We start from the raw sequence: 25313 nt of genomic DNA on the forward strand, positions 1-25313 counted from the left end.
GCCGCAACCCGGACGCCTGCTAGCTGCGTTCCATCCCGGCGCAAATCTGGGCGGAAGCGTCGAGCACCCTTGCTGGAAATCGCTCAGAAACCGTTCTGGATGCGCTCGAAGATGACATTGGTGAAGGCCGATATCTGGCCGCCGATGAAGGGACCCGTAAGCGCCACCACCAGCATGATGGCGACGATCTTGGGCACGAAGGTCAAGGTGATTTCCTGGACCTGTGTCAACGCCTGGATCAAGGCGATGCCAATGCCGACCGCCATGGCGACCAGGACCACCGGAGCGGATGCGGTCAGCACCGTCCACACCGCATACTGGACGATGTCGAGTGCGTCGGCCTCATTCATGTCGGCGGTTGGCCTAGCTCGCCGGCTTGATCGACACGCCCGCGCCGACAGGGACCGTGGTGCCATCCTGCAACACCGCGATCAGTCCGTTGCTGCCAAGCGTCACCGACGCCACCGTGCCCGTTGTCTTGCCATCGGCCGAGGTGATGTTGCGGCCTATGAGAGCGTCGGCCTGCGACAGCGCCGAGGACTGCATGATCTGGTCGAGCTTGGTGTTGGTCTGCACCGATTGCTCGACCTGGGAGAAGGTGGCGAGCTGGGCGACATACGCCGTCGAATCCATCGGCTTGGTCGGATCCTGGTTCTTCATCTCCGCGATCAGAAGCTTCAGGAAGGACTGATAGTCGACCGCCGTCTTCGAGGTCGGCGTGGTGGTCTGGTTGGCGCCAACCGGCACCGTCGTCGTCATGTCCACGGTCATCAGTATCGTGCTCCCACGGCCAGCGGGCGCGCGGCGCCCGGAACATCGTCATTGCCGCCAAGCGCGCGGCGTTCGAGAGGATAAAGCGAACGGATCGCCTTCAAGGCCTCGTAGATGTGATCCTCGCCGACCATGCGGTCGACCTGTTTCAGCGCGCTGCCGATCTCGGCGTCTTCGAAACTTGCAATGAGCAGTGGCAGCGAGCGGCGGAACATCTCGCGCGCTTCGTCGGCGCCAGCGGGGTTTATCAGCATGACCTGCACGATGAAATAGAGCTGCCGCAATGGCGTCGACGCGTCGTCTGCTTGGATCACATGGCTCTCGAGCAGGAACTGCACGTCGTTCATCAGCTCGATCGTGACCTTGCGGTCGACGCGGATGACCGCGCCGTTGATGTAGATCTTCTCATTGGGCTTCAGCGATAACTTCAACGTGTTGGTCATTGAATGCCGTCGCGGATGATCTGGGATACTTCGATCAGCCCCTCGAAATTGTCGGTGCGGCCCTGGCGGATGTCCTCGGCCTCGCGCAGCAGCCACAGGCCGATGGAGATCAGGTTGGCGCGCAACTCCTTGGGGAGCGCATTGTCGCTGGAACCGAGATCCTCGACGAAGGTTGTCCAGACGCGATTGGTGAAATGCAGCGCCTCCACCGCCTCCATCGAATGCTGGCCTGCCGCGGCGGCGGCCGACAGCATGTCGATCGAGCGGGTCAGGAGGTCCCGCTCGCGGTCCTTGGCGTCCGCGACGGAGGTGCTCTGAACGTCGGCGTAGGAGAATTGGTACATCGGTGGCTCTACCGTTCCGCTGGAGGTGTCAGGTCAGGTAATTCAACAGGCTGAGCTGCTGCAGGCGCGCCGTCAGGGCGAAAGACGTCTCGATATGCTGCGTCAGATTGGCGACGCGGGTCGCCGCTTCCGCCGGATCGACTGCCTCGAGATCCAGAATGTGCCGTTCGAACAGGTCGATCTGCGTCTTCATGCGGTCGCTGGCATCGGAGACGCGCTTCTGCACGATGCCGGTCTGGGATTGGACCTGCGCGATGCCGCTCAGCGCCTCGCCGACCAATTTCTGCGAGTGGTCGATGATGGTGTCCTTCGCCGCCTGGCTGATGTTGGTGGACATCAGGCTGGAGACCAAGGCCGCCGCCATGGCGAGCTTCCTGATGCCGTCGCTGTTGGCCCCGGTCGAGGTCTCGGTGGTTTCGTTGAGCGCGATGCGGCTGACGATCTGCTGGTCGGTCGCATTCGACATGTTGGTCTGCCAGCCCGCGCCGAGGAACTGCGGCGTGACATCGTTGGTGATGAAATCGTCCATCTGGGCCGCGGTGATGTTGGCCGCGGCCGGGTCACTGGGCGGGAAGCCGAACTTGGCGACGAAGGAGGCGTCAAAGGCAGCCTTGGCGGGAGAGCCGGCAGTGAAATCGTTGATCGGCTTGACGTCGGTGTTGGTGCCAGCGAACAGATATTCGCCGTTGACGCTGGTGTTGAGGATCGACGTAAGCTGCTGGATCGTTGTCTGGCCGGTCGATTGGGTCAGGCTGTCGGAGTTGTCGCCCGACGACGCGGTGGTCAGGCTGGACAGGAAAGTCTGCGCGACGCTGGAGAGCTGGCCGAGCGAGGTCTGGGTGGATGAGAGCCGGGCGGCCACCAGTCCGTTGGAATCGACAACGACGTTGAGCCGGTCGAGGTCGCGCGAAAAGGTGACGGACTGGGCGGTACGCCCACCAAGTGCCAGACCGACATCGGCGACCTTGCCGGTCGAGGACTCTTTCGTGGCTTTGACGAGATCGGCCTGCATGCGCATCTGCTGATAGCGCATGGCATTCGTTAGGGCAGCAGAGGAGACAAAGGTCATGGCTTATCCCACCGCGCTCAACAGCGCCGTCATCATGTCGTCGATGGTCTTCATCATCCGGGCGGATGCCTGGTAGGTGTGCTCGAGATCGAGCATCAGCGACATTTCCTGATCGACATTGACGCCCGTTGCGTTGGACAAGGCATCGGCACTGCGCTGTGCCAGGGCTTCCTTGGCGTCGGCGGCGGTCGAAGCCTGCTGACGAACGCCCTGCAACCAGCCGATCGAATTGGCGGCGTAGTCGGCAACGCTGGAGGTTGCCGAAATCCCGGCCGAGGGATCGAACGTCATCGGCTTGTCGAGCTGGTCGCCATAGGCGACCAGAAGGTTGGAGTATGAAGCCCCGCCAGTGGTGTTGGCGACGTAGGCGACGCCATTGGCCCCCCCATCGCGCAGCAATGTCGGGTTGCCGCCGGTGCTGGGATCCATCGCGGCATTGATCTTGATCGTTCCAGCAAGGCCGTCGACGAGCGTGCCCGCGGCTGGCACCGCCGGTGCGCCCGACCAGGTGAACAGGCCCGCCGCATTGGGCATCGACGGTGCCGTTTCGGCAAAGGCGGTGATCAGGCCGCGCGCGGTTTCGTCGAGCTGGCTCTGCATGGTCGAGGCGACGCCGTCGCGCAATTGCAGCAGGCCGGCAATGGTGCCGCTGGCGGTGGTGTTGCCGCCGCTGCCCGCCGAGACCGGTACGTTGTCGATATAGACCGTGTTGCCGGCCGCACCCGCGACGTACCCCGAAGACGGGGCGAAGCTGACGGTGCGTGGGATCGTCTCGAACAATGTCGTGCCGTCACCCGTGGTGATGACCATGTCGTTGTCGCCACGCGTGAAGGTCGACACCGGAATGTAATTGGCGATCTTCTTCAACAATGCGTCGCGTTGGTCGAGCGCATCGGAAACGTCGGTGCCTGAACGGGTTCCGGACATGACCGCGGTGTTGGCATCCTGGAACTGGTTGAGCAGCGAGTTGAGATCCTTGACGGCGGTATCGATCTGGCCGTCGGTTTGGGTACGAAAATCCTGAATGGCCTTGGAGCCTTCATTGAGGGACCGCACCACCTGTTTGGCCGCGTCGATGACGCTCGAGCCAAGATTCTGGTTGGACGGCGAGGTGGCGTACAGCTGCAGCGCCTGCTGCAGATTGCCGATCGCTGTCGAAGGCGAGGAGGCGTTGTCGACGCCATTCACCGATACGTCGAGCTGATCCATGCCGTTGTAGAGCGCGCTCTGGCCGGCATAGGCGGACAGAGCGCCGAGGTTCTGGCGAAACAGCAGGTCGTTGGCCGCACGCTGGACATCAACCGAACGCGCGCCGGGCGTCGTGCTGGTGACCAGCGCGATGCGGCGCGAATAGTTCGGATTGTCGGCGTCTGCCACGTTGCGCGTGACGACGCTTGTCTGCCGCGAGGTGGCCAGAAGCGCCGATTGGGCGATGCTCAGTGCGGAGGAAAGCGACATGCTGGTCTTTCACGGGCGAAGCCCGGTTTATCTCTTCAGGTTGACAAGGACGTCCATCAGGTCGGAACCGGTCTGGAAGACTTTGGAATTGGCGGTGTAGCTGCGCTGGGCCGCGATCATGTCGGTCAATTCCTCCGCGATATCGACGTTGGAATTTTCGAGCGCGCCCGAGATGATCGAACCGGCCTTGCCTTCGTTGGCAAAGCCGACACGGACCGCACCGGAGTCGGTGCCTTGCGCGTAGACATTGCCAGGCAGCGCCTTGAGCTGGTCAGGGCTCTGCACGTCGGCCAGCGGAATTTTGTAGAGCGGCTTGGAGGTGCCATCCTTGTACTGGGCGTAGATGGTGCCGTCCTTGCTGATCTGCACCTTGTCGATGGTGCTCGGCGCGTTGCCGTTCACCTGGGCGTCGGTGACGGTGAAGCCGGTGCCGAGCTGGGTCAGCTTCGACAGGTCGAGGGCAAGGCTGGCGCCGCCCGGTACGGTGAATGAAATGCCGGTCGGGGTGCCGGTGAGCTTGCCGGTGGTGGTATCGAAGGTCAGGTTGGCCGTGCCCAGGGCGCCGCCGGCAGCGTAGGGGAAGCCAGTTCCGGCTGTCGCCTTCGACTGGTCGAAGACCGCCACCTCCCAGGTGCCTGCGCCGGTGTTGGTGAAATAGACGTCGAGCAACTTCTTGTTGCCGAGATTGTCATAGGCGACCATCGACGACTTCGAAGTATACTGCGCTCCCGCCGAGTTCGTGCTGGGCAGGTTGATGGCAGCGACCGGTGTCGCACCTGCCGGCAGATTGCCGCTGAAATTGCCTTGGGTGCTCGGCGTCGCGGTCAGTCCCTGGTCGGAGATGACAACCGGCTCGAGACCTTCGAAGCCGTTCACCGTGGCCGCCGGCGTGCCATTGGCGTAGCTGTAGGCCATCAGCTGGAAACCGGCGGCATTGACCAGCCGGCCCTGTGCGTCGGGGACGAAGGCGCCGGCGCGGGTCAGGAAAGGCGTGCCGCTTGGATCCTGGACGACGAAGAAACCATCGCCGCTGACGGCAAGGTCGGAGACCGAGGTCGTGTATTGAAGCACGCCCGGATCGCTGACCGCCTGGCGGATTGTGGTGGTGACGCCGCCGGAATTATAGGCGCCACCGGTCGACGGCATGATCAATGTCGAAAATTCGGCCGAGGACCGCTTGTAGCCGGTGGTATCGGAGTTGGCGATGTTGTCGGCTGTCGTCGACAGGCGGTTCGCCTGGGCGTTCATGCCCGAAACGCCGGTCCGCATCATTCCGTAGAGGCTCATCGAGATGTCTCCGCAATATCCATGCCACTGGCTTCGAGGCTACGCGTCCTGTCTTGCGCGAGGCTGGCGCGGTGCCGCATCAGAACACGAGCCGGTAGCCGAGGAAGCGCTTGGAATCGATCGGGTCGGTGCCCAGCTTCTCGCGCAGTTTCTTGCGCAACTTGCTGATGTGGCTTTCAACCACGTTCTCTTCGACCTCTTCGTCGAAGATGCCGTAAATGGCATTGAACACCTGGGTCTTGGTGACGCGGCGGCCACGGTTGCTCGCCAGATATTCCAGGATACGGCGCTCGCGGCGCGGCAAGGGCAGCGGCTGCCCGTCGATCTCGGGATCGCGGCCGTCCATGAAGATGCGCATGGCACCGATCTCGGTATAGGCGACGTCCTCGCTGGCGCGGCGGCGGATGGCGGTGATGCGGGCCAGGATTTCGCGGATGTGCACCGGCTTGCGGATGACGTCATCGACGCCGCTCTCGAACAACCGCAGCGTGTTTTCCAGCGAATGCTGCTCGCTGAGCGCAATGACCGGAGCTCCGGTGCGGTCGCGGATCTGGCGCGGCGAGATCGCGCCGTCGCGACAGTCGCCGATCAGGAAGGCCCGCACCGATCGCAGATCGGTGTCGGCGGCCGAGTTGACCCACTCGCCGAACTCGCCCGGCGCGAAACCGGCGCAGGCGATCCCCTCGCGGTCGAAAAGTGAATTGTAGCCCTCTGTCACGAGCTCTCGCTCGTCAACGATAACGATCATCGGCCCCGCCTCCGAATCAGCACATTTGCCCCGTGGGGAAAGGCGTATCCGCTGGCGGGAATCCTGAACAACCGTCATTTCTTGTAACTAGTTTCTTGGGAGTCCGGAATCGTATCGGTTGCATTAGCGTGCAGCCAGATATGCTTGCGGGTCCAAGTCTCGGCCAAGTCGAATCGACCGCTTCGCAGCCACGGGACTGATGTATTAGAAGTGGAAAATGCGCTTACGGGTTGCAGAAGGCGCGTGCGTTCGTGGTCCATTTGCCGAAGCCGGTGGCCACCATGTTGGCGATCACCCTGCAGACATAGACCTTCTGCGCCGGGTCGTTGTCGGGTCCGGCATGATAGCGGGCGACGGCCATGGACCAGGTCTCATGGCGGGCATGGAGGCTGGCCAGGAAGCGTGCCGCGTAGTCGACGTTCTGGCGCGGGTCGAGCATGTCCTCGACGCTGCGGAAATGCGAGGCATGGTAGTGATGGTTGATCTGCATGCAGCCGAGATCGATCAGCGTCTTGCCCTCGCGCTGGGCGTTGGCGAAGGCGGCAAGCGCTTCGTCCCGGCTTCTCGGGAAGACTGCTTTTCCCTCTATATTCAAGGCATTGGGTTGAAGGCTGCCCTTGTTTCCGGTTTCCGTCAACCCGACGGCATAGAGGATGCCGGCAGGCACGCCATAGCGGTCGGCGGCACGCAGGATCTCGGGTTCGCAAGGATTGGTGGCGGCGCCTGCGCTGCTCGCGAGGCTAGATAAAAACACCGCCGCCAGCGCGCTCGCGAGAAGGCGAAGCGGCGCGGCCATGTGCTTGCGCTTCATCATGATTACCCCTTGCGGATTGCTGACCTGACTGCTGGCCGCCGGTTCCACTGTTGCCGCCGCCGGAATTTCCGGGCTGGAAGGATGACGGATCGCGGCCGGGTGCAGCGCTCATCGAGGCGGTTGCATCCGTGCGGGTTGTAGAGGGAATTGCTACCGAAGGTTGCAGAATGGTGACCTTGTCAACCTCGAAGCCCAGCCCGCGCAGCGACTTGACGATCGCCTCGCTGTCACTGGAAAGCCGGCGATAGGCATCGTGTGTGTCGGGCTTCAATTCAATCGACAGTTGTTCTCCGGAGAGCCGAAGATGGGCCGTGACCATGCCCAGTTCGGCCGGGTGAAGTTCGATCTTCAACACATGTGTCGGAACGGCAACAGAGCCTGTCAGCTGAGCGGTCGCGGAGGCCGTGGAAAGCGCCTGGTTCGGACCGCCATCGGCTGAAATGGCGCCGATCACGTTGAGGGCTGCCTGGCTTATCGGTGCCTGCGGCGGGGCGGGGAAGCTGCGCTCGGAAACGACGTCGATGCGTGCCGCCGCCGACTGCTGTTTTCCCGGCTCGGACCGCAACGCGGACTGGAGATCGGCGATCGATTTCAACTGCGGCGCCGCCTGCTTCGTCTCCACGCCCGGAACGTCCGCAGGCGCCTCGGGCAAGGGGCCGGCCGTGACCATACTGTCATGTTTAGGGGCGCCGGCGGCATCGCGAATGAGCCGGCCGTCGAGTTTCGTCAACGGTCCGTCGACCAGCGATACCCGCTCGGGCTTGGCCATGGGTTCGAGACCGTCACGCCCGGCGGCGGATTTCTGCCGGTGGGCCTTCGGCGGAAGCTGTCCAACGACCGCGGCGTCCTGTCCCGTTCCGGCCGCGCTCTGGTCGGCCGTTTTGGTCGATGTCGAGAAATGGCGCAGGTCATGAAACGCCATCAGCAGCGCTAGATGCTCGTCGAGTGGCGTCGCGCCCGATTCGGCGGCCGGCGCGTCGGCATCGGCATCCTTGTCCGTCCCGGCGTCCTTGCCGTCCTTCATGGATTTCGCGGCAGACGATCCGCTCGGCGTGGTCCTTGCCTTGCCGGCGGGCCTAGGCTCGTCCTCGCCTGCCTTTGCCGCGAGCTCCGCGGCAAGCTTGCTCCACCGCGGATCGCGGGAGCCTGGCTCGGCCGGTGGCTGCTTCTCCGAATGGGCAGGGCTTGCGCCGCCGTGCACCATCCCTCCGAACCCGGTGTCGTCCTTCTTTCCGGACGCGGCCGGCTGCTCGGCCGTGCGCGCGGCGGTAAATCCGGGCAGGGCCGGGCCGAGGCTGGGGGTCATTTCGGGGCGGCTCCAAGCATCTGGTCGATCAGGTCTAGCTGTCGACGGGTTTTCGTCATGGCGGCGTCGGTCGGGTCTGTCGTGTCGGCGCTGGCCGCGACCGCCGGGGCCGATGCCGGCAGGACGGTTGCCGCGTCGGTTGCCGGCGCGGATGTGTTCGGCGCAGCGGGCGCAGCGGCCAGGGGCGCCAAGGCCGGCTTCTCGGACACGGCACCCTCGACGGGTGGCAATCCGGCGGCATCCGTGGTCGATGCGGCCGCAATTTCGGGTTCGGGCGATGGTACGACCGGCGCGGGCGCCGGATTTGCGACCGGAAGGGAAGCAGGCGGCGCCACCACTTCGCCGGCGATGGCCTGGGCCGCGTCGAGCAAGGCCCGGTCGCCGTCCGATAATTTGCTGCGGTCGATCTTGCCAAGTTTGGTGCGCACGTCCTCGATCGTATCGGAGGTCACCGTGGACAGGCTGGAATAGAGCAGGGCGCGCGGATCGCCCTGATTGGTGTTGCTGTCGCGACCCTGTTCGGCCCGCGCCGAGGCGAAGGCCGACAAGTCACTCATGCCGTCAATCGCGGCGCGGCGTGCGATACGCAGATAGATCACCTTCTCGCGCTCGGGGTCCATCATCGAGGTGATGTCGGCCAGCTTGTCCTGGCTGATCGACATATGCAGTGCAATGACGCCGGAGACGAAGGAGTCGGCGAACTGGCTGGCGTAAGGCGAATAGAGGTAGCGCTCGACATATTGGGTGGAGGCAAGCGCGAACCGCGCCGCGTCGCCCTGCGTCACGGCAATGCCGACCGAGCGCCGCAAGGCCGCTTCCTCGACCAGAGTGCCGGGGCTGAGCAGCTTGGCTTCATCGAGCAGCGTGAGTGCGGCCGCCGGCTGATCCGTGGCAAGCAATGAGCCTTTGACCAAAGCGAGGAACGCGCCGAGGTCGCCTGGCAGGGTCATCGGGTCGATCGGCCTCAGGGCTTCGATCGCCTCGCCTGGCCGGCCGTTCAGATAGTCGATCACCCCTTTGGCGATGGCAAGGTTCCGCGGATCGGAGGCGGCGCGCGACACGGCCGCCTCGACGGTCACCGGATTGCCGCCGCTCATGCCGTAGACCAGCAACGCCCGAAAATTCTTGGGATCCTTGAAATCCTCGGCGTCCGCCGCACGCAACCGCGCATCGGTCATCTCGAGCAGCTTGGCCTGCATCGGCATCGCGGCATGATCGCCGGCCGCGATGCGGTCCTGAACGAGCTGCAACGAGCGGACCAGCTGATAAGGCTGCAGCGTGTCCTGGGCGAGGCCCGCAGACGGACAAGCCGTGGCCAGCAGCAACAGGCCTATCATGCGGCTGGTGAGCGCCGCCCGTTTCATCCGCCGGTCGCCATCAGGATCTCGATGCGGCGGTTGGCCGCCGACAGCGGATCAGCGGCATCCTTGGGCTGGCGATCGGCGAAGCCGGCAACCTCGGTGATGCGGCGTTCATCGACGCCGCCACGCACGAGCATGTAATAGGCCGAGTGCGCGCGCGCCGTCGACAGCCGCCAATTGTCGTAGCTGACACCGCGGAAGGGACGCGCATCGGTGTGACCGTTGATGCTGATGGTGCCTTTCTGGCCGTTGACGATGCGGCCGATCTTTTCCATCGCCAGTACCAGTTCGCGGCTCGGCACCGCCGAGCCGACCTCGAACATGCCGAAGTCGAGCTGATCGGTGATGGAGATGACGACACCCTTGTCGGTGGCTTCCACCGAGACGCCGTCATGCAGCTTGTCGCCGGGCTTGAAGGCATCGGCCAGCTGTTGCTTGACGTCGGCGGCGGCCTTCAGCGCGGCGGCGGTCGGAGCCTTGTCCGCCGCCTCGGATTGTGTGGCCTCCTGCTTCGCAGCGGCCGTGCCCGCCTTCGCCATGTCCGCGGCCTTGCTGTCTCCAGCCTCGGCCTTGGTACCGCCGGCCTTGGCATCAGCAGTCTTGACCATTGTCGCCGCGACGTCCTTGCCGTCCCCGGCCAGGGGCTCCAGTGGTGCATCCTTGATCGGCGGCGCCGGCAGCACGGCCTTGACCTTGGCGATCTGCGTCTCGGCAGCCTTGTCGCCGGGCTTGAGCGGATCGCCCTCGACCCTGGGGCGCTGGGCACTCGCCTCGGCGCCGGGCGCGGCGACCTGCTGCGACCAAAAGTCCGGCTCGAAAGGATCGCGGTAGGACGCGCCCCCCGAGGCGCCCGTCGCCGGGCCGGAACTCTGCGCGCCGCCATCGCCCTTCTGGCTGACATTCTGCATGACGCCGGTATCCGTGGCGATCTCCGAAAGCACCGCATAGGGGTCGGCGAAAAGATGCTCGTCGGACTGTTGCGACTGCTGCGGCTCCTGCTTGTCCTGTTTGCGATTGGACGAGCCCGCGGCGCCGGTGCCGTCCTGTCCAGCCTTGGTGGTCGCTTCCTGCGGGTCTTCGGCCGTCGGCCCGGCCGTGCGCGGTCCATTGCCGAGATCCTTAAGGCCCTTGCGGCTCGACTCGCGGTCGACCAGCTTGACGGGGTTGAAATAGCTGGCGACGGCCGTCTTGGTCTGTTCGTTGGCGGCATTGATCAGCCACATGACCAGGAAGAAGCACATCATCGCGGTCATGAAATCGGCGAAGGCGATCTTCCAGACGCCGCCATGATGACCTTCGTCGTGGTCGTCATGGCCGCGCCGCACGATGATGATCTCGTGCCTGCCATGATCGGCTTCGGCGACGCTCATGACAGGACCTCGGACAGGGTTGCCGACCATTCGGCCATTCGCGTTTCGAACACGGCCTCGTCGATGGTGACCATCAGGTCGAAGCCGGGCGCCTCGATGAAGTCGAGGTTTGCGGCGCGGGATCCAAGCGACGCCTTCAGCGTTTCGAACAGCGAGAGCGGCCCGCGAACGGCGATGCGCACCGCTTCGCCATCGCCAACGGCTTCGCGGATCGCGCCGGCGAGCGCTTCGAGCGAGCGCTTCCGCAGATCGTCGCTGACAACGCCGCCGATGATGCGGGCGACCGTTGCGGCGACAAGATCCGTCACGCGCGCCTCCATGGCGTCGATGCGCGACGAGATCGCCTTGCCGACATCGCCGCCGAAGCTGTCGAGAAAGGCCTTTGCTTCCTCGGCATTTGCCTGGCGTTCCGCTTGCAGCGTTGCTTCATGGGCCGCGGCAAGCCGTTCGCCGAGCGCCGCCTCCGCCTGGGCAACGGCTTCGGCGATCAGCGTGCCGATATCGGCCGTCGGTGCTGCCGCCTCGGGCTTGTGCTCGGCGGTGGCCTGCGGCTGGCTGGCGCGTTGCGCGCGCGTGCCGAAATCCGGGAGAAGATCAAAGAGGGCTGCGGAGGGCATGGTCTACGCCGCGACTTCCTGGGCCGCCCACTTGCGCAGGATCTGCGCGGTGCGTTCCTCGTTGATGTCGACCATGCGGGCAAGCCGCTCCTGCGGGGCCGGCCTGATCTTCTGGCGCAGATCGTCGAGCGGGGTGGCGCCGGCACGCGTGCCGGGCAGAGCGCCAATGGCGGCACCCGCATCGGCGGAAGCGGCTGCCTCGGGGGTGGGCAGGGAGCGCTGGACCTCATCGAAATTGGGGCCTGCTATAGCGGGCGTCGCCTTTGCCGTCAGCGCGGCCGCCATCGGCCGCAGGCCGAAGAAGGCGACCAGGAACACCACCACGATGAAGGCGCCGGCATTGATCAGCGTGCCGGCATGCTGGCCGATGGAATCGAGCATTCCCGCCTGTGGCACCGCCTCGCCGTCCAGCCCGTCGATGAACTCGACGGCCGAGACGTCGATGACGTCGCCGCGCTTGTCATCGAAGCCGGTGGCGGAGCTTACCATCTTCTGGATTTCGGCGACGCGCTTGGCGATCTGGTCCGGTGTGGCGTCCTTGCCCAGGATCGTCTTCAGCCGGTCCTGGTTGACGACGACGGCGATCGACATCTTGGTGACGCTGTAGCCATTGGAGACGGTGGCGATCTTCTTGGAGTTGATCTCGTAGTTGGTGATCTCCTCCTTGCGGTCGTTGGCCGAGGAGGTCTGCGGACCCTCGGTGCTGGTCGCCTGGGTCTCCGGCAGGTTCTGCTCGACGCTGGCCGGGGTCGAGGCCTGTTTCTGGTTGCTGTTCTCGTTGGCGCGCACCGATTGCACCGAGCGCTCGACACGGGACTCCGGATCGAAGATCGTCTCTTCGGTCTGGCGGGTGTCGGTGTTGACATCAGCTTTGACGCTGGCGCGGAAATTGTCGGGCCCGAGATAGGGCGTGAGCGCGCGGCGAATGTTGTCGCCGATCTGCGCCTCCACGGTTTGCTCGACGCTGAGCGTGCGAGCGGCACTGGTGTTGGATGGATCATCGCCCGCGGCCAGCAGATTGCCGTTGGAATCGAGCACCGTCACCTTGTCGGCCGACAGGCCAGGGACGGCGGCGGCGACGAGATGGCGGATCGACATGGCGCTCTTCTCCGCGTCGATGCCGGCGTAGCGGATGACGACCGACGCGGAGGGTTGCTGTTCGTCGCGACGAAAATTGGCACGCTCGGACATGACGATGTGGACGCGCGCCGCCTTGATACCCGATATCGACTGGATGGTGCGGGCGATCTCGCCTTCAAGCGCGCGCACCCGGGTGATCTGCTGCATGAAGGAGGTGAGGCCCATCGCGCCGACATTGTCGAACAATTCGTAGCCGGCATTGGCGCTGGTCGGCAGGCCCTTTTCGGCAAGCAGCATGCGCGCCTGCGCCGTGGTGCCGGCCGGAACCAGCACGGAGGTTCCGTCGGCGCCGACGTCGAAGCCGATGCCGGCCTCGCCCAGCACCAGGCCGATCTGGTTCACGTCGGAGCGGTCGAGCCCGACATAGAGCGTGTCGTAGGCCGGGCGGTTGAGGTAGACCGAGGCAATGCCGATGACGCCCATCACCAGGACGGCGATGCCCGCCAGCATGGCCAGGCGCCTGACGCCAAAGCCGCGGAGATTCGAGATGATGCTCTGGATCTGTTCCGGCACGATTGAGCGACTCCCAGCATGACTGTCCGCCGGAACACTAGCTCCCGAAGCTTGTGCGAAAATGAAATCGGGCCGCGCTTGCGGCGCGGCCCGTGAATTTCGAAGTATCCGTCAGCTAGGCCAAGGTTAGCCGTTCTTGAACAGCGACAGGATCGACTGCGAGGAGCTGTTGGCGATCGACAGCGACTGGATGCCGAGCTGCTGCTGAACCTGGAGCGCCTGGAGGCGGGTCGATTCCTTGTTCATGTCGGCATCGACGAGCTGGCCGACGCCGCGATCGATCGAGTCCATCAGGCTCTGCGTGAAGGTCTTCTGCAGGTCGATGGAGCTCTTGGCCGCACCGAGAATGGTGGCGGAGTCGGTCAACTGGCTCATGACCTTGTCGATCTTGCCGACCATCTGGGTGATGATGTCGTCGGTCACGCCGGCCGCGGTGATATCGAGGTTGTATGCGGAAACATTGTCGATCCTGGGAACCACCGCCCCGGCCGCGGTCTGGCCGGCGGTGTTGGCGGCAATATCCGTGCCGCCGCCGGCGATTGCGGCCGCATAAGCGGTATCATACAGGTCCTGGGCGGCCGCCGTGGAATAGACCGAGGTCTGGCGGTCAAGCGTGCCCTGGTTCTTGACGGCGGTGGAGAGACCGGAATCGAACAGCTTGGTGCTCTCGACATCGATGTCGATCGTCCCGAGCGAGATGGCGCCCGACGATGAGCGATTGAAGGACGACACGATCTTGGCGTCGGCCTGGACGCCATCATTGGCGGCGGCGACCTGCGTCGACGTTACCGAAAGATAATTCGAGCCCGAAAAGGTGGCGGCATCGGCAAAGGACTTCATCTGCGCCTGGAGCGCGGTGATTTCAGTCTGCGTCTTTGCCTTGGCGGCACCCGTCTGGCCAATGGTCGAAAGCAACTTGGTCTTGATCTTGCCGATCGTATCCAGCGCATTGTTCATGCCGGTATAGGCAGTGTCGACTTTCGAAGCGCCCAGGCCGAGCGCGTCCTGGACTGTCGACAGCGCCTGGTTGTCGGAGCGCATCGTCGTGGCGATCGACCAGTAGGCGGCGTTGTCGGAGGCCTCGGAGACCCTGTAGCCCGTGGAGATTCGGGACTGCGTTTGCTCGAGCGATTTGTTGGTGGCGTTAAGGCTTTGAAGTGCGGTCAACGCCGCGGCGTTCGTCATGATGCTCGCCAAGAAACTCGCTCCTTTTTCCAGACCGGTCTTTCTCAAACCGGCGTTGCCCTCGCGAGCCGCTCGACCCGCTCGTGGATTACCGTCACCCGATCGGGCCGATTCGGCAATCCGTTGTAAGTCATTGGTTAACCATGACTAGCGCGTTATGGTTAACGGCCTGTTAAAAGCCAGCTTTCGAGGGTTAAGAAACGAGGGTTGCGCGGGGCTGGAGCAAACGCAAAACGGGCCGCGCTTTTGGCGCGGCCCGTTTGCCTGGTTTGATCCGTCGAGAGGGATCAGCCGCGGAAGAGCGACAGGATCGACTGCGACGAGCCGTTGGCGATCGACAGCGCCTGGACGCCGAGCTGCTGCTGAACCTGCAGGGCCTGGAGGCGGGTCGATTCCTTGTTCATGTCGGCATCGACGAGCTGGCCGACGCCGCGATCGATGGAGTCCATCAGGCTCGAGGTGAAGGTCTTCTGCAGGTCGATGGAGCTCTTGGCGGCGCCGAGCTTAGTGGCAGCGTTGGTCATGCCCTTCAGCGCGGCATCGACGACGTTCATCATAGCCTGGATCTGGGTGTCGCTCGCAGCGGTGGTGCCCGAGAAGATCTTCAGGCTGGCGACCGAATAAGTGTCGGTGGCCGCTGCGGCAGCGCCCAGGGTCGGGTTCGAGGCCGCGGCCGCGACGCTGCCATCGGTACCGAGGCGGTCGGCGTCGAGGATACCCTTCGTCACGCCGGCAGCAGTGCCGGCTTCATACAGCTTGATGCTTTCCACGTTGACGTCGATCGTCGAGATCGAAACCGCGCCGGTGGCGCTGCGGTTGAAGGCCGAAACGATCTTGACGTCGGCCGCGGTCGTGGCGGTGGCGCCGCTGTTGACCGAGAGCATGTTGGTGCCGGAGAAGGTGGCGCCATCGGCATAGGCTTTCAGCTGCTTCTGAAGAGCGGCGATTTCGACCTGGGTCTTTTCCTTGGAAGCGTCCGTCTGGCCGTAGGATGCGGTCAGCTTCTGCTGGATCTGGTTGATGGTCGTGATCGCGCTGTCCATGCCGGTGTAGGCGGTGTCGACCTTCGAGGCGCCGAGGCCGAGCGCGTCCGAAACGGTGGACATCGCCGAGTTGTCCGAGCGCATCGTGGTGGCGATCGACCAGTAGGCGGCGTTGTCCGACGCCTGGGAGACGCGATAACCCGTCGAGATGCGGGCCTGGGTGGTGTCGAGGTTCTTCTGGGTGGCGTTCAAGCTCTGCAGAGCGGTCAACGCCGAGGCGTTGGTCATGATACTGGCCATGGCTACTCGTACCTTGTTTTACAGGGTGTTTTTTGCATACCGGTTTGTCCGGTATGACGGAGCGGCATCATGCCAATGACCGTTGCGTTTGGGTCACCCGCCATCTGCGAGCGACTATGGCGGCGAGTCCCTACCAAACGACTAAACTGGACGGTTAATCGAAAATAATTCGGAGGAATTCGATGACGCGGCGCGCTGCCTCATTCCGCAGGCAGGCCATACCCGATGTCGAGCGCGCACGGTCAGGTGAAAGAGCGCACCAGGCTGCCGACGAGCAGGTTCCAGCCGTCGATCAGGACAAAGAACAGGATCTTGAACGGCAACGACACGACCGTGGGCGGCAGCATCATCATGCCCATCGCCATGGTGATGGTGGCCACGATCAAGTCGATGACCAGGAATGGCAGCACGATCAGGAAGCCGATCTCGAAGCCGCGCCGGATCTCGGAGATCATGAAGGCAGGCACCAGAATGCGCAGATCGACCGTCTCCTTCGCAACGACCTGGCCGCGTTCGCGGGCAAGGTCGGCGAAAAGGTCGAAATCCTTGTCGCGCACATTGTGCAGCATGAAGGTGCGGAACGGATCGGAAATCTTCTCGAAGGCCTCTGTCTGGCTGATCTGATTGTCCATCAACGGCTTGACGCCGGTATTCCACGCCTGATCGAAGGTCGGCGCCATGACATAAAAGGTCATGAACAGCGACAGCGAAATGAGGATGAGATTCGCCGGCGTCGATTGCAGGCCAATGCCGGCACGCAGGATGGAGAAGGCGATGACGAAGCGGGTGAAGCTGGTCACCATGATCAGCAGCCCCGGCGCCACCGACAGCACGGTGAGCAGGCCGAACATCTGGATGATGTAGCCGACGGTGGCGCCATCGGCCTTGCCGATGCCGCCAAGGTCCAGTTGCTGGGCCGCCGCGACGGAGGTGGCGGCGCCAATCAGTGCCGCGGCAAGAAGGAATTTTCTCATTCGAGCAGCAATGTCCTGACGAGAACCTGTTTGACGTGCCCCTGACTGCGGATCGAGGCGCGTTCGTCGAGATCGGCCTTCAGATGCTGGTAGCCGCTGGCGCCTTCGATCTGGTGCATCTTGAGGGTACGCACGAAGGCCAGAAGATCCTGCTGGACGTCCTCCGCCATCGCCGGCGGCTGCGGAGCGTCGTAGACCACGGACACTTCCATCCTGATCCAAGTGTCCGCGGGCGAGGCGATGTTGGTGGTGATCGGCGCCAGCGCGACGAGCGTCGGCCCCGCGCCAGCTTGTTGAGCGGCTTCGGGCTGGGGTACCTTGCCCTCGTTTTCAGGCGCGACTGGCACCGACGATGGTGCGCCGACGCCCTTGAGATAACCGCCCGACATCCAGCCCATGCCGATGGCGGCGGCCGTCACCACGAGCAGCATGGCGCCCTGCACGGCAAGGGAAGGACCCTTGCGAGGCTGAATCTGATCGACATTGGCCATGGTGCCGCGCTCTCCAATGCCTAGAACGGAAGAACCTGGTCGAGGACCTGCTGGCCATAAGCCGGCTGCTGGACCTCGCTGACGCGGCCACGGCCGCCATAGGAGATGCGCGCCTCGGCGATGCGTTCATAGGAGATGGTGTTTTCCGCGCCGATGTCCGACGGGCGCACCATGCCGGCGATGGTGAGCACCCTGAGCTCGTAGTTGACGCGCACTTCCTGGGAACCCCTGATCATCAAATTGCCGTTGGGCAGGACCTCGGTGACGACGGCGGCGACGTTGAGCTCCAGGTTTTCAGAGCGCTTGATTTCGCCGTCGGCATTGGTTTCGGTGCTGGAACTCAAGCCGGCGTCACCCTTGCCGCTGGTGCTGTTGCCTTCCCATCCGAGCGTGACGTCATAGCCCAGCTTGCGTGCGGCGGTGCGGCTCCGGTCGTTCTGGTTCTTGAAGTTGGCCTTGTCGTTGAGCTTGATCCTGACGGTCAGGATGTCGCCTTCGCGCAGCGCCCTGGGATCGGTGAACAGCCGGCTCTGGCGGTCGTCCCACAAAGAGAACTTCTTGACCGGAGCGGCGGGCGGCTGAGGATAGCTGTAGGGTGCTGCCCCGTCGCCGCCGATGCCCGAACCGACCGGCGACAGCGATGGTTCCCTACCGATTTCCTTGAAATTGGTTGCGCAGCCGGACAAGGCTGCCGCCGCGGACAGGATGAGCATTCTGCGGATCATGACGGATCTACCCTTCGGGCTGCGCTGGCCATGATGCCGGTGAGCGTCGCCGCCGCCTTCTGGTCCATTTCGTTGAGGATGACACCCGCCTTGCGCGAATCGAGCTTCATCAGGATGGCCGCGGCGAGGTCCGCGTTGACGATCGCCAGGCGTTCGGCCGCGGCATCGGGCTTCATGCCGGCATAAATCTTGACGACACCGTCCTCGGCCCGGGCCAGAAACACCTCGCGCCGCTTCAACCAGGTTTCGTATTCGGCTTTTTTTGCGTCCAGCGCCTTCATGCGCTCGTCGATGCCTGCCTGCAGCTGTTTTAACTCCTCCGCCTGCAAGGCATAGCGGCGGTCGCGCGCGGCGTCGGCGATGTTGGAGCAGAAGCGCTCGATCTCGCTCTGGTCCGGCGCCTTTTCTCGTGTCAGTTGCTGCGGTGCGACCGCGGGCTGCGCTCCGGGCAGAATCTGACGAACGACATCCTCGCCGCGTGCGCCGCAGCTCGAAACGGACATGGCCGCGAGGACCGTGGCCGCGAACAAGATTGCGCTGGGAGGGCGTCCTTGATGGGATGAGAGGGAGGTGATCATCGGCATCGCTATTGGAGAACCAGATCGGCTTGCAAGGCGCCGGCCGACTTGATGCCTTGCAGGATGGCAATGATGCCGTCCGGCTTGACGCCGAGACGGTTGAGGCCGGAAACGAGAGTTTGCAGGTCGGGCCCGTCGAGCACGGCGACGCGGGCGTTGGGCCGGGTGGCATCGATGGCTGTGAACGGTTCGACGGCGGTTTCGCCCTTGGAGAAGGGTTCGGGCTGCACGACGCGCGGCGCTTCCGTAATGCGCACCGTCAGCGTGCCGTGGCTGATGGCGACACGTGAGATCTTGACGTCGTTGCCGATGACGATGGTACCGGTGCGCTCGTCGATGACGACGCGGGCCGGCGTGTCGGACTCGACCACCAGGTTTTCGATCTCGGCATAGAAGCGGGCCGCCGAAACGCTCTTCGGTCGCCTGATCTGCACGGTGCGGGAATCGCGCTCCGCCGCCACGCGCATGCCGAAGCGCTGGGCGGTGTAGTCGTTGATCGCGTCCGCGATGCGGATGGCGGTGGAGAAATCGGGATTGCGCAATTGCAGCGTCAGCGTCGACTGGTCATCGAACTCGGCCTTCACCTGCCGCTCGATTATGGCCCCGTTCGGCACGCGGCCGGCGGTCGGTACGCCTTGCGTCAACTGCTCGGCCTGGCCTTGAGCGGTGAAACCGGAAACGATGACCGCGCCCTGGCCGACGGCGTAGATCTCCCCGTCCGCCGCCTTCAGCGGCGTCATGATCAGCGTGCCGCCGGCAAGCGAGGTGGCGTCGCCCATCGAGGAGACGTCGATGTCGATGCGGGCGCCGGACTGCACATAGGGCGGCATGTTGGCGGTGACGATGACGGCGGCGACGTTCTTGGCGCGTGCGCTGCCGCCTTCGGTGGCGATGCCGAGATTTTCGAGCATGGCGCGGATCGACTGTTCGGTGAACGGCGAGTTGCGCAGGCTGTCGCCGGATCCGGCGAGCCCGATGACGAGGCCGTAGCCGACGAGCTGGTTGTCGCGCGAACTCTGCAGCTGCGCGATATCCTTGATGCGCGAGGCGACCTGGCCAGGCGGCAGCGAGCTTGGTCCGGGCGAAACGCGGAACATGCGCGTGGTGGTGGCGGGATCATATTCGGGATCGTCGTAGACACCGCCATTCCTGGCGGCGAGTTCGCGCTTGGCCTTGGGCGTCAGGCCATCGGCTAGTGCCGGCTGCAGACCGAGCGTGGCCGCAATCAGAAGGGCAAGCAGGCGCATCATGAAGCGCCGACCTGGATGGTGCCGTCGGCCATCACCGTGCCGGAGAGAATCTTGCCGCTGTCGCTGTTGCGGACCTTGATGAAGTCGCCCGCCGAACCCGCCTGCAACGTCACGGCGGTGGCCGTTATCGTCAGCCCGCCGGCGACGAAGAAGACCTGCACGGCGGCACCCTGCTCGACCAGCCAGGCCTCACGGACGGCGGCTGAAGGAATGTAGCGGCCGGGCAGCAGCGTGCGCTTGGCGATCTTGCCCTGCAGTTCCTCGGAACGGGTGGCAACAGCATCTGGCTTGTGCTTGCCGGGGATGAGGGTGACCTGCTTGAGAGCGGCAAGCTCGATGGTCTCGCCGGGATAGATGACCCGGTTGGGGATCAGCACGACCTCGCCAGCAGGTTGGTTGCTGGCGATCTGGTTGGCCGAGTCCTGGGCGAAAGCCGGCATGCCGCAGGCCACCAGCGCAAGGGCGAGCGCGGCGCGACGGAATGCGGAGCAGGAGATCGGCATGGCCATCATCCGTTACCTGATGTTCTTGGAGACGACGGAGGCCATGTCGTCGGCGGCCTGGATGACCTTGGAGTTCATTTCATAGGCGCGCTGCGCCGAGATCAGTTCCGTGATTTCCTTGACCGGGTCGACATTGGAGGCCTCGAGATAGCCTTGCTGGATGGTGGCGAAGCCGGGATCGCCGGGCACGCCGACATTGGCCGGGCCGGAAGCCGTTGTCTCTTGGAAGAGATTGTCGCCGAGCGGCGCGAGGCCCGCCTCGTTGGCGAAGTTGACGATCTGGAGCTGGCCGAGGTTCTGCAGGTCGGTCTGGCCGTCGATGCGGGCGAAGACCTGGCCGGTCTTGTTGACGATGACTTCGACCGCATCAGTCGGCACGGTGATGGCCGGAATGACACTGGCGCCGTCCACCGTCACCAGCTGGCCGGTGGCGTTGGTGTTGAAGGCGCCGGCGCGGGTATAGAGCGTACCGCCATCGGCGCCTTCGATCTGGAACCAGCCCCTGCCGGTGAGCGCCATGTCGAAGCTGTTGCCGGTGCTGGTCAGTTCACCCTGGGTGTGGACGTTGCGTACGGCGGTCGTCTTTACGCCGAGACCGATCGAAACGCCTTCCGGCACCAGCGAGGCATTGGAGCGGTTGGGGACGCCTTGCGTGCGATCGACCTGGTAGAGCAGGTCGGAGAATTCGGCGCGCGCGCGCTTGTAGCCGGTGGTGTTGATGTTGGCGATGTTGTTGGCGATGACTTCCAGATTGGTCTGCTGGGCATTCATGCCGGTGGCGGCGATGGCGAGTGCTTTCATGGCCTGCTCCTCAGATGCCCATGCGACTGACTTCGAGATAGGCCGAGACCACCTTGTCGCGGATGGCGACGGCGGTCTGCAGCGCCTGCTGGGCGCTCATCACGGCATCGACCACCTGGCGGGTGTCGGCGTCGCCCTTGAGCGCCTGCATCGACACCTGCTCGGCATTCTGCATGGTGCTGACGGTCTTGGAGGCAGCCTGGCTCACCGCTTCGGCGAAGGAGGTGCCAAGGTTGCCCGTTGCCGCCGGCGCAACGCCACCCTGCAGCAGATCGGTGGCTGTATCGCCCAGCCCAGGCTTCAGGTTAAGCGCGCCGATGCCGTTGACGATCATTGGTTCCTCATCAGGTCGATGGTCATTGAAATGAGATCACGCGCCTGCTTCACGACTTGCAGGTTGGCCTCGTAGGAGCGGTTGGCCTCGGTCATGTCGGCCATCTCGATCAGCACGTTCACATTGGGCATCTTGACGTAGCCCTTGTCGTCGGCGGCCTCGTTGCCGGGCTGGAATTCGACGGGAAAATTGCTCGGGTCGCGGTCGATCGAATTCACCTCCACCGTCGAGCTGCCGGAGGCCCGGTCGAGTTCGGAGACGAAGCTGATGGTCTTGCGGCGATACGGGTCGGCGCCCGGCGTGGTGCCTGTCGACTGGGCGTTGGCGAGGTTTTCCGAAACCACGCGCAGGCGCTCGGACTGAGCGCCAAGGCCTGATGCTGCGACTTTGAGGGCTGCGGTCAGTGCGTCCATGGTCAGCTCTTCACCGCCATCATCATCATTGAGTGGAATGCCTTGACGATGGCCGTGTTGAGTTCGAAGGAGCGGCGCACCTCGCCGGCCTTGAGAAGCTGGTCTTCAAGCACGACCGTGTTCTTGGAGGGCATGACCACGCCGTCGTCTTCCTGCGGCTTGATGGAGAAGCCGGCATTGGTCGCCGCAGTGCCGAGGTGACCGGGCTCGGTGATCTGGAGCGACACCGCGGTGCGGTCGAGCACCTTCTCGAACGGCTCGACATCGTTTGCCGTGTAGCCCGGCGTGTTGGCATTGGCGATGTTGCCGGCGACCGCCGACTGACGTACCGACAGCCACTGCGCTTGCTTGGCGGCGAGATCGAAAAGGGAAACAGGCTCCATGGGAATCTCCGGGCATGTGCCCAAAGACTAGGACGCCAGTCTTGCGCGGACCTTGCGATCGGTCGCTAGAACGTGAAGGCGAAAACGGTGAAGCGGTTTTCGGACGACATCATGCTCCATCCCTTGAAATGGAGACGCATGATTTCAGGACGATCCGACCTGAAATCATCCTCGGCACAAAACCGTGACGGCTTATCTGGAAAGCTCGATCACCTGGTTGGCGCTGGTGAGCATGACCCATTTGCCGTTGCGCTGCTCGATCGCCGATACCTTGCTGGAATCCGGCAGCGTCGAACCGCGCTGGACCATCCACAGGCCGGTGTCGTCCTCGATCATGGCGCGGCCATTGGCGACATGGACCATGCGGAACTTCGCGATGTCGGCGGGGAAGGGTTGCTCGCCGGGCGGCTGCGTTTTGGAATCGTCCTGCACCGTGCCGGTGGCAAGCAGATCTACATCGGCGTTGGGAACGTCCCTGGCGGTCAGCGGCGCGCTGCGCTCGGCGACCACGCCACCTCCCGCACGTCCCGAATTGGTACCGGTGCCGCCGAACTTGATCGCCTGCACGCCGAACTGGTCCTGGTTGAAGAAGATGTACCAGGGAAACAGGGCGCAGGTCAGGCCGAGCGTGATGCCGAGCGCGGCGATGACGACGTCGCTGCGACGGTCCGCCTTCTTCTTGCCCAGTCTGGGGAATTGCGGCTTTGGCGGCTGCGGCCATTCGCTGGCGGCAAACAGGCCATCGATCAGCGATTCGCGACTGGCTTGAGCCATATCGGCAGCCTCGACGCGGGGAAGGGAATTCACAGGGGGCTCGGCAGTCCGGGCCGGCAAAGGCTCGGATCTGGGGAGAGCCGATTTGACGGCCTTGGCCAGAACAACCGCGGTCCGGGCAGCCATGGCGCCGGCGGCGTTTGCCCTGGCGACCCTGGCCTCCTCCGCTCGAGCCTGCTCCGCGGCGTTCGCTTCGGCGATCATCTCGTTCAGGAGGCGCTCGGTGTACTGGCGTTCAGTCTCCTGGTTCGGCATTCTGCTTTCCCTTGAGATGGCGGGCAAGATCGGAGAACGGATCGGCGGACGGACGGTCCCTGGGCGATTGCGTCAGCGCCTCATAGATGACGGGCACCTGGCGTACGGCCATATCGAGTTCAGCGTCGACGCCGCCCTGATAGGCGCCGAGCAGCCGGATGTCGCGCGTGTCCTCGAAGCGGGAGATCATCGACTTCAGCCGCGTCACCAGGGCTCGCTGTTCGACACTCCAGGCCTTGCCGGCCAGTCGCGAGATGGACGACAGCGGATTGACGGGCGGATAGCGGCCCTGTTCGGCGATCGCGCGGTCGAGCACGACATGGCCGTCGAGGATGCCGCGCACCGAATCGGCGACCGGGTCGTTGTGATCATCGCCGTCGACCAGCACGGAAATGATGGCCGTGATCGATCCCTTGCCTTCCAATCCTGGGCCTTCGGTTCCAGGCCCGGCGCGCTCGAGCAGCTTGGGCAGTTCGGTGAAGACCGAGGCGGGATAGCCGCGGGCAACCGGCGGCTCGCCGGTTCCCGTCGCCACCTCGCGCAGGGCGTGAGCGAAGCGGGTGATCGAATCCAGCACCAGCAGCACACGGTGGCCCTGGTCGCGAAAATGCTCGGCGACGCGCATGGCGGTGTCTGGCGCGCGCCGGCGCATCATGGCGCTCTCGTCGCTGGTGGCGACTACGGCTACGGTCTTGGCCATGCTGTCGCCGATCGTATCCTCGAGGAATTCGCGGACCTCGCGGCCGCGTTCGCCGATCAGCGCCACGACGACGGTGTCGAACGCGTCGGCGCCGGCGAGCATGGCAAGCAGCGTCGACTTGCCGACGCCCGATCCGGCGAAGACGCCCATGCGCTGGCCGAAGCAGAGTGGCGTGAAGATGTCGATGACCTTGACCCCGGTCATGAAGGCGGTACCGACGCGCTGCCGCGCCATGGCGCCGGGTGTCGCGGCGGCCGCCGACATGTCGTCGCCCCTGACCAAGGGCGGACCACCGTCGATTGCCCGGGTGAGCGCATCGATGGCGCGGCCGCGCCACGAGGCATGCGGCGCCACCGCGAGCGGACCCCTGCGGAACACGGCATCGCCTATGCCGGCGTCGGCGCTGCGTTCGAAGGGGGCTATCACAACCTCGTCACGGCTGATCTTGACGATCTCGCCGCGGCGCGAGCCGGACTGGCCGCGCTGCTCGACAATATCACCCAGCCTGGTGAAATCGGAAAGGCCGCGCACCTTGTAGTGCGTTGATGTGACTTCGGTGACGAGCCCGCCGCGCTTGACCAGCCCGTCGCTGTCGCCAAAGCGCCTGATAATCCGCTCCAAAGCGGCAAGCCGATCCAGCGGCGCCGGCTGGAGCTGTCTTTCGGGTGCGCGGAGGGCTGGCTGCTTTGACGACATGCTACGACTTCGAGCCGAGCGTCTTTATCGCCTCCTCGGCGGAGGAATCGGTCTGCCGCATCAGCGCGGCAGTGTTCTCGAAGGCGCGCTGGACCATGATCAGGCGGGTCATTTCCAGCACGGGATTGACGTTGGATTCCTCGAGGAAACCCTGGGCGACGCCGATGTCGGAGCGGTCGGTGACCGGTTCGGGCGTGCGTGCGGGCACAATGCCGGAATTGCCGTAGCGCACGAAATTCTCGCCCGGGTCGAAATTGTAGAGGCCGATGGAGCCGACGAGCTGTTCGTTCTGGCGCAGCGAGCCGTCGGCGCCGGCCTTGGGCGGACCGTTGCGGGGATCGAGCTGGATCGGCGCCCCGCCGGCGTCGAGCACCGGATGGCCCTCGACCGACATCAGCTCGCCATTCTCGTTCATCGAGAAGCGGCCGTCGCGGGTCATGACGGTGCCAACTGGCGTGTCGATGGCGAACCAGGCGTTGCCCTGGATGGCGAAATCGAACGGGTTGCCGGTCTCCGTCATGGCGCCGTGTGCCCCCGACAGAAAGGTCTTGCCGGAGGAGGCGAACGAAACCGACTTCTGCCCTGCGCCAGACACCACGTCCTCGAACTTCACGCCGGTGGCGCGAAAGCCGACGGTGCTGGCGTTGGCGACGTTGTCGGCGATCGTGTCGAGCCGGCGCTCGAGGGCTATCTGCGCGGAGAGGGCAACGTAGAGACTGTCTCGCAT

General features: G+C 64.3%; 29 protein-coding genes. All 29 read right to left on the reverse strand.

Features of this window, described 5'->3' with window-relative positions; genetic code table 11:
* Positions 1 to 83: 83 nt before the first annotated feature.
* The 29 genes from fliQ to flgF all read right to left on the reverse strand — a co-directional run bounded on the left by fliQ (position 84) and on the right by flgF (position 25313).
* Complete coding sequence (fliQ, locus tag FJW04_RS08110; RefSeq protein WP_013893193.1) at positions 84 to 350, reverse strand: flagellar biosynthesis protein FliQ; 267 nt, start codon at positions 348 to 350, stop codon at positions 84 to 86.
* 13 nt (positions 351 to 363) lie between these two features.
* Positions 364 to 771, reverse strand: a complete 408-nt coding sequence (gene flgD, locus FJW04_RS08115; protein WP_015315891.1) for a flagellar hook assembly protein FlgD — start codon at positions 769 to 771, stop codon at positions 364 to 366.
* Positions 771 to 1214, reverse strand: a complete 444-nt coding sequence (flbT, locus tag FJW04_RS08120) for a flagellar biosynthesis repressor FlbT (protein WP_015315892.1) — start codon at positions 1212 to 1214, stop codon at positions 771 to 773. Before flbT ends, flgD begins: the two co-directional genes overlap by 1 nt.
* Positions 1211 to 1558: a flagellar biosynthesis regulator FlaF gene (flaF, locus tag FJW04_RS08125; protein ID WP_015315893.1), complete on the reverse strand. Its 348-nt coding sequence runs from the start codon at positions 1556 to 1558 to the stop codon at positions 1211 to 1213. Before flaF ends, flbT begins: the two co-directional genes overlap by 4 nt.
* 28 nt (positions 1559 to 1586) lie before the next feature.
* Positions 1587 to 2627: a flagellar hook-associated family protein gene (locus FJW04_RS08130; RefSeq protein WP_140713443.1), complete on the reverse strand. Its 1041-nt coding sequence runs from the start codon at positions 2625 to 2627 to the stop codon at positions 1587 to 1589.
* Between the two features lie 3 nt (positions 2628 to 2630).
* Positions 2631 to 4085 carry a flagellar hook-associated protein FlgK gene (gene flgK / locus FJW04_RS08135; RefSeq protein ID WP_140713445.1) on the reverse strand — a complete coding sequence of 485 codons (1455 nt, stop codon included), beginning with the start codon at positions 4083 to 4085 and terminating at the stop codon, positions 2631 to 2633.
* 27 nt (positions 4086 to 4112) lie between these two features.
* Entirely contained in the window at positions 4113 to 5372 is a 1260-nt protein-coding gene (locus FJW04_RS08140; protein WP_140713447.1) for a flagellar hook protein FlgE, read from the reverse strand.
* Positions 5373 to 5451: 79 nt separating this feature from the next.
* Complete coding sequence (locus tag FJW04_RS08145; protein WP_015315897.1) at positions 5452 to 6120, reverse strand: response regulator transcription factor; 669 nt, start codon at positions 6118 to 6120, stop codon at positions 5452 to 5454.
* 223 nt (positions 6121 to 6343) lie between these two features.
* Entirely contained in the window at positions 6344 to 6931 is a 588-nt protein-coding gene (locus tag FJW04_RS08150; protein WP_181171169.1) for a transglycosylase SLT domain-containing protein, read from the reverse strand.
* The gene (locus tag FJW04_RS08155; RefSeq protein ID WP_140713449.1) at positions 6861 to 8240 is read right to left on the reverse strand and encodes a flagellar hook-length control protein FliK; all 1380 of its coding nucleotides are present in this window, start codon (positions 8238 to 8240) and stop codon (positions 6861 to 6863) included. The genes FJW04_RS08150 and FJW04_RS08155 overlap by 71 nt, the downstream gene beginning before the upstream one ends.
* The gene (locus tag FJW04_RS08160; RefSeq protein WP_140713451.1) at positions 8237 to 9604 is read right to left on the reverse strand and encodes a chemotaxis protein MotC; all 1368 of its coding nucleotides are present in this window, start codon (positions 9602 to 9604) and stop codon (positions 8237 to 8239) included. Before FJW04_RS08160 ends, FJW04_RS08155 begins: the two co-directional genes overlap by 4 nt.
* A complete protein-coding gene (locus FJW04_RS08165) occupies positions 9601 to 10971 on the reverse strand; it encodes a MotB family protein (protein ID WP_140713453.1) in 1371 nt (456 codons plus the stop codon). The genes FJW04_RS08160 and FJW04_RS08165 overlap by 4 nt, the downstream gene beginning before the upstream one ends.
* Complete coding sequence (locus tag FJW04_RS08170) at positions 10968 to 11588, reverse strand: hypothetical protein (protein WP_140713456.1); 621 nt, start codon at positions 11586 to 11588, stop codon at positions 10968 to 10970. The genes FJW04_RS08165 and FJW04_RS08170 overlap by 4 nt, the downstream gene beginning before the upstream one ends.
* A gap of 3 nt (positions 11589 to 11591) precedes the next feature.
* The gene (fliF, locus tag FJW04_RS08175) at positions 11592 to 13241 is read right to left on the reverse strand and encodes a flagellar basal-body MS-ring/collar protein FliF (protein WP_140713458.1); all 1650 of its coding nucleotides are present in this window, start codon (positions 13239 to 13241) and stop codon (positions 11592 to 11594) included.
* Between the two features lie 126 nt (positions 13242 to 13367).
* The gene (locus FJW04_RS08180) at positions 13368 to 14438 is read right to left on the reverse strand and encodes a flagellin (RefSeq protein WP_015315904.1); all 1071 of its coding nucleotides are present in this window, start codon (positions 14436 to 14438) and stop codon (positions 13368 to 13370) included.
* A gap of 275 nt (positions 14439 to 14713) precedes the next feature.
* The gene (locus FJW04_RS08185) at positions 14714 to 15709 is read right to left on the reverse strand and encodes a flagellin (protein ID WP_015315905.1); all 996 of its coding nucleotides are present in this window, start codon (positions 15707 to 15709) and stop codon (positions 14714 to 14716) included.
* Between the two features lie 242 nt (positions 15710 to 15951).
* A complete protein-coding gene (fliP, locus tag FJW04_RS08190) occupies positions 15952 to 16683 on the reverse strand; it encodes a flagellar type III secretion system pore protein FliP (RefSeq protein WP_015315906.1) in 732 nt (243 codons plus the stop codon).
* Positions 16680 to 17174 (reverse strand): flagellar basal body-associated FliL family protein, encoded by a 495-nt coding sequence (locus tag FJW04_RS08195; RefSeq protein ID WP_015315907.1) that lies wholly within the window; start codon positions 17172 to 17174, stop codon positions 16680 to 16682. Before FJW04_RS08195 ends, fliP begins: the two co-directional genes overlap by 4 nt.
* A 20-nt stretch (positions 17175 to 17194) precedes the next feature.
* On the reverse strand, positions 17195 to 17899 hold the full coding sequence (flgH, locus tag FJW04_RS08200; RefSeq protein WP_140713460.1) for a flagellar basal body L-ring protein FlgH: 705 nt from the start codon (positions 17897 to 17899) through the stop codon (positions 17195 to 17197).
* A complete protein-coding gene (locus FJW04_RS08205) occupies positions 17896 to 18477 on the reverse strand; it encodes a MotE family protein (RefSeq protein ID WP_083883185.1) in 582 nt (193 codons plus the stop codon). Before FJW04_RS08205 ends, flgH begins: the two co-directional genes overlap by 4 nt.
* Before the next feature lie 8 nt (positions 18478 to 18485).
* On the reverse strand, positions 18486 to 19727 hold the full coding sequence (locus FJW04_RS08210; RefSeq protein ID WP_140713462.1) for a flagellar basal body P-ring protein FlgI: 1242 nt from the start codon (positions 19725 to 19727) through the stop codon (positions 18486 to 18488).
* Entirely contained in the window at positions 19724 to 20236 is a 513-nt protein-coding gene (gene flgA, locus FJW04_RS08215) for a flagellar basal body P-ring formation chaperone FlgA (protein ID WP_181172904.1), read from the reverse strand. The genes FJW04_RS08210 and flgA overlap by 4 nt, the downstream gene beginning before the upstream one ends.
* Positions 20237 to 20242: 6 nt before the next feature.
* Positions 20243 to 21031, reverse strand: a complete 789-nt coding sequence (flgG, locus tag FJW04_RS08220) for a flagellar basal-body rod protein FlgG (RefSeq protein WP_015315912.1) — start codon at positions 21029 to 21031, stop codon at positions 20243 to 20245.
* A 10-nt stretch (positions 21032 to 21041) separates the two neighbouring features.
* A complete protein-coding gene (locus FJW04_RS08225) occupies positions 21042 to 21365 on the reverse strand; it encodes a flagellar hook-basal body complex protein FliE (RefSeq protein ID WP_181171435.1) in 324 nt (107 codons plus the stop codon).
* On the reverse strand, positions 21362 to 21778 hold the full coding sequence (gene flgC, locus FJW04_RS08230) for a flagellar basal body rod protein FlgC (protein ID WP_015315914.1): 417 nt from the start codon (positions 21776 to 21778) through the stop codon (positions 21362 to 21364). The genes FJW04_RS08225 and flgC overlap by 4 nt, the downstream gene beginning before the upstream one ends.
* A gap of 2 nt (positions 21779 to 21780) precedes the next feature.
* Positions 21781 to 22161 (reverse strand): flagellar basal body rod protein FlgB, encoded by a 381-nt coding sequence (flgB, locus tag FJW04_RS08235; RefSeq protein WP_015315915.1) that lies wholly within the window; start codon positions 22159 to 22161, stop codon positions 21781 to 21783.
* Between the two features lie 192 nt (positions 22162 to 22353).
* Positions 22354 to 23190, reverse strand: a complete 837-nt coding sequence (locus tag FJW04_RS08240; RefSeq protein WP_140713466.1) for a hypothetical protein — start codon at positions 23188 to 23190, stop codon at positions 22354 to 22356.
* Positions 23171 to 24586: a flagellar protein export ATPase FliI gene (gene fliI / locus FJW04_RS08245; protein ID WP_140713468.1), complete on the reverse strand. Its 1416-nt coding sequence runs from the start codon at positions 24584 to 24586 to the stop codon at positions 23171 to 23173. The genes FJW04_RS08240 and fliI overlap by 20 nt, the downstream gene beginning before the upstream one ends.
* A 1-nt stretch (position 24587) precedes the next feature.
* The gene (gene flgF, locus FJW04_RS08250) at positions 24588 to 25313 is read right to left on the reverse strand and encodes a flagellar basal-body rod protein FlgF (protein WP_140713470.1); all 726 of its coding nucleotides are present in this window, start codon (positions 25311 to 25313) and stop codon (positions 24588 to 24590) included.

It is taken from the genome of Mesorhizobium sp. B2-7-3 (genome assembly GCF_006440715.1).
Classification (GTDB): Bacteria; Pseudomonadota; Alphaproteobacteria; order Rhizobiales; family Rhizobiaceae; genus Mesorhizobium; species Mesorhizobium australicum.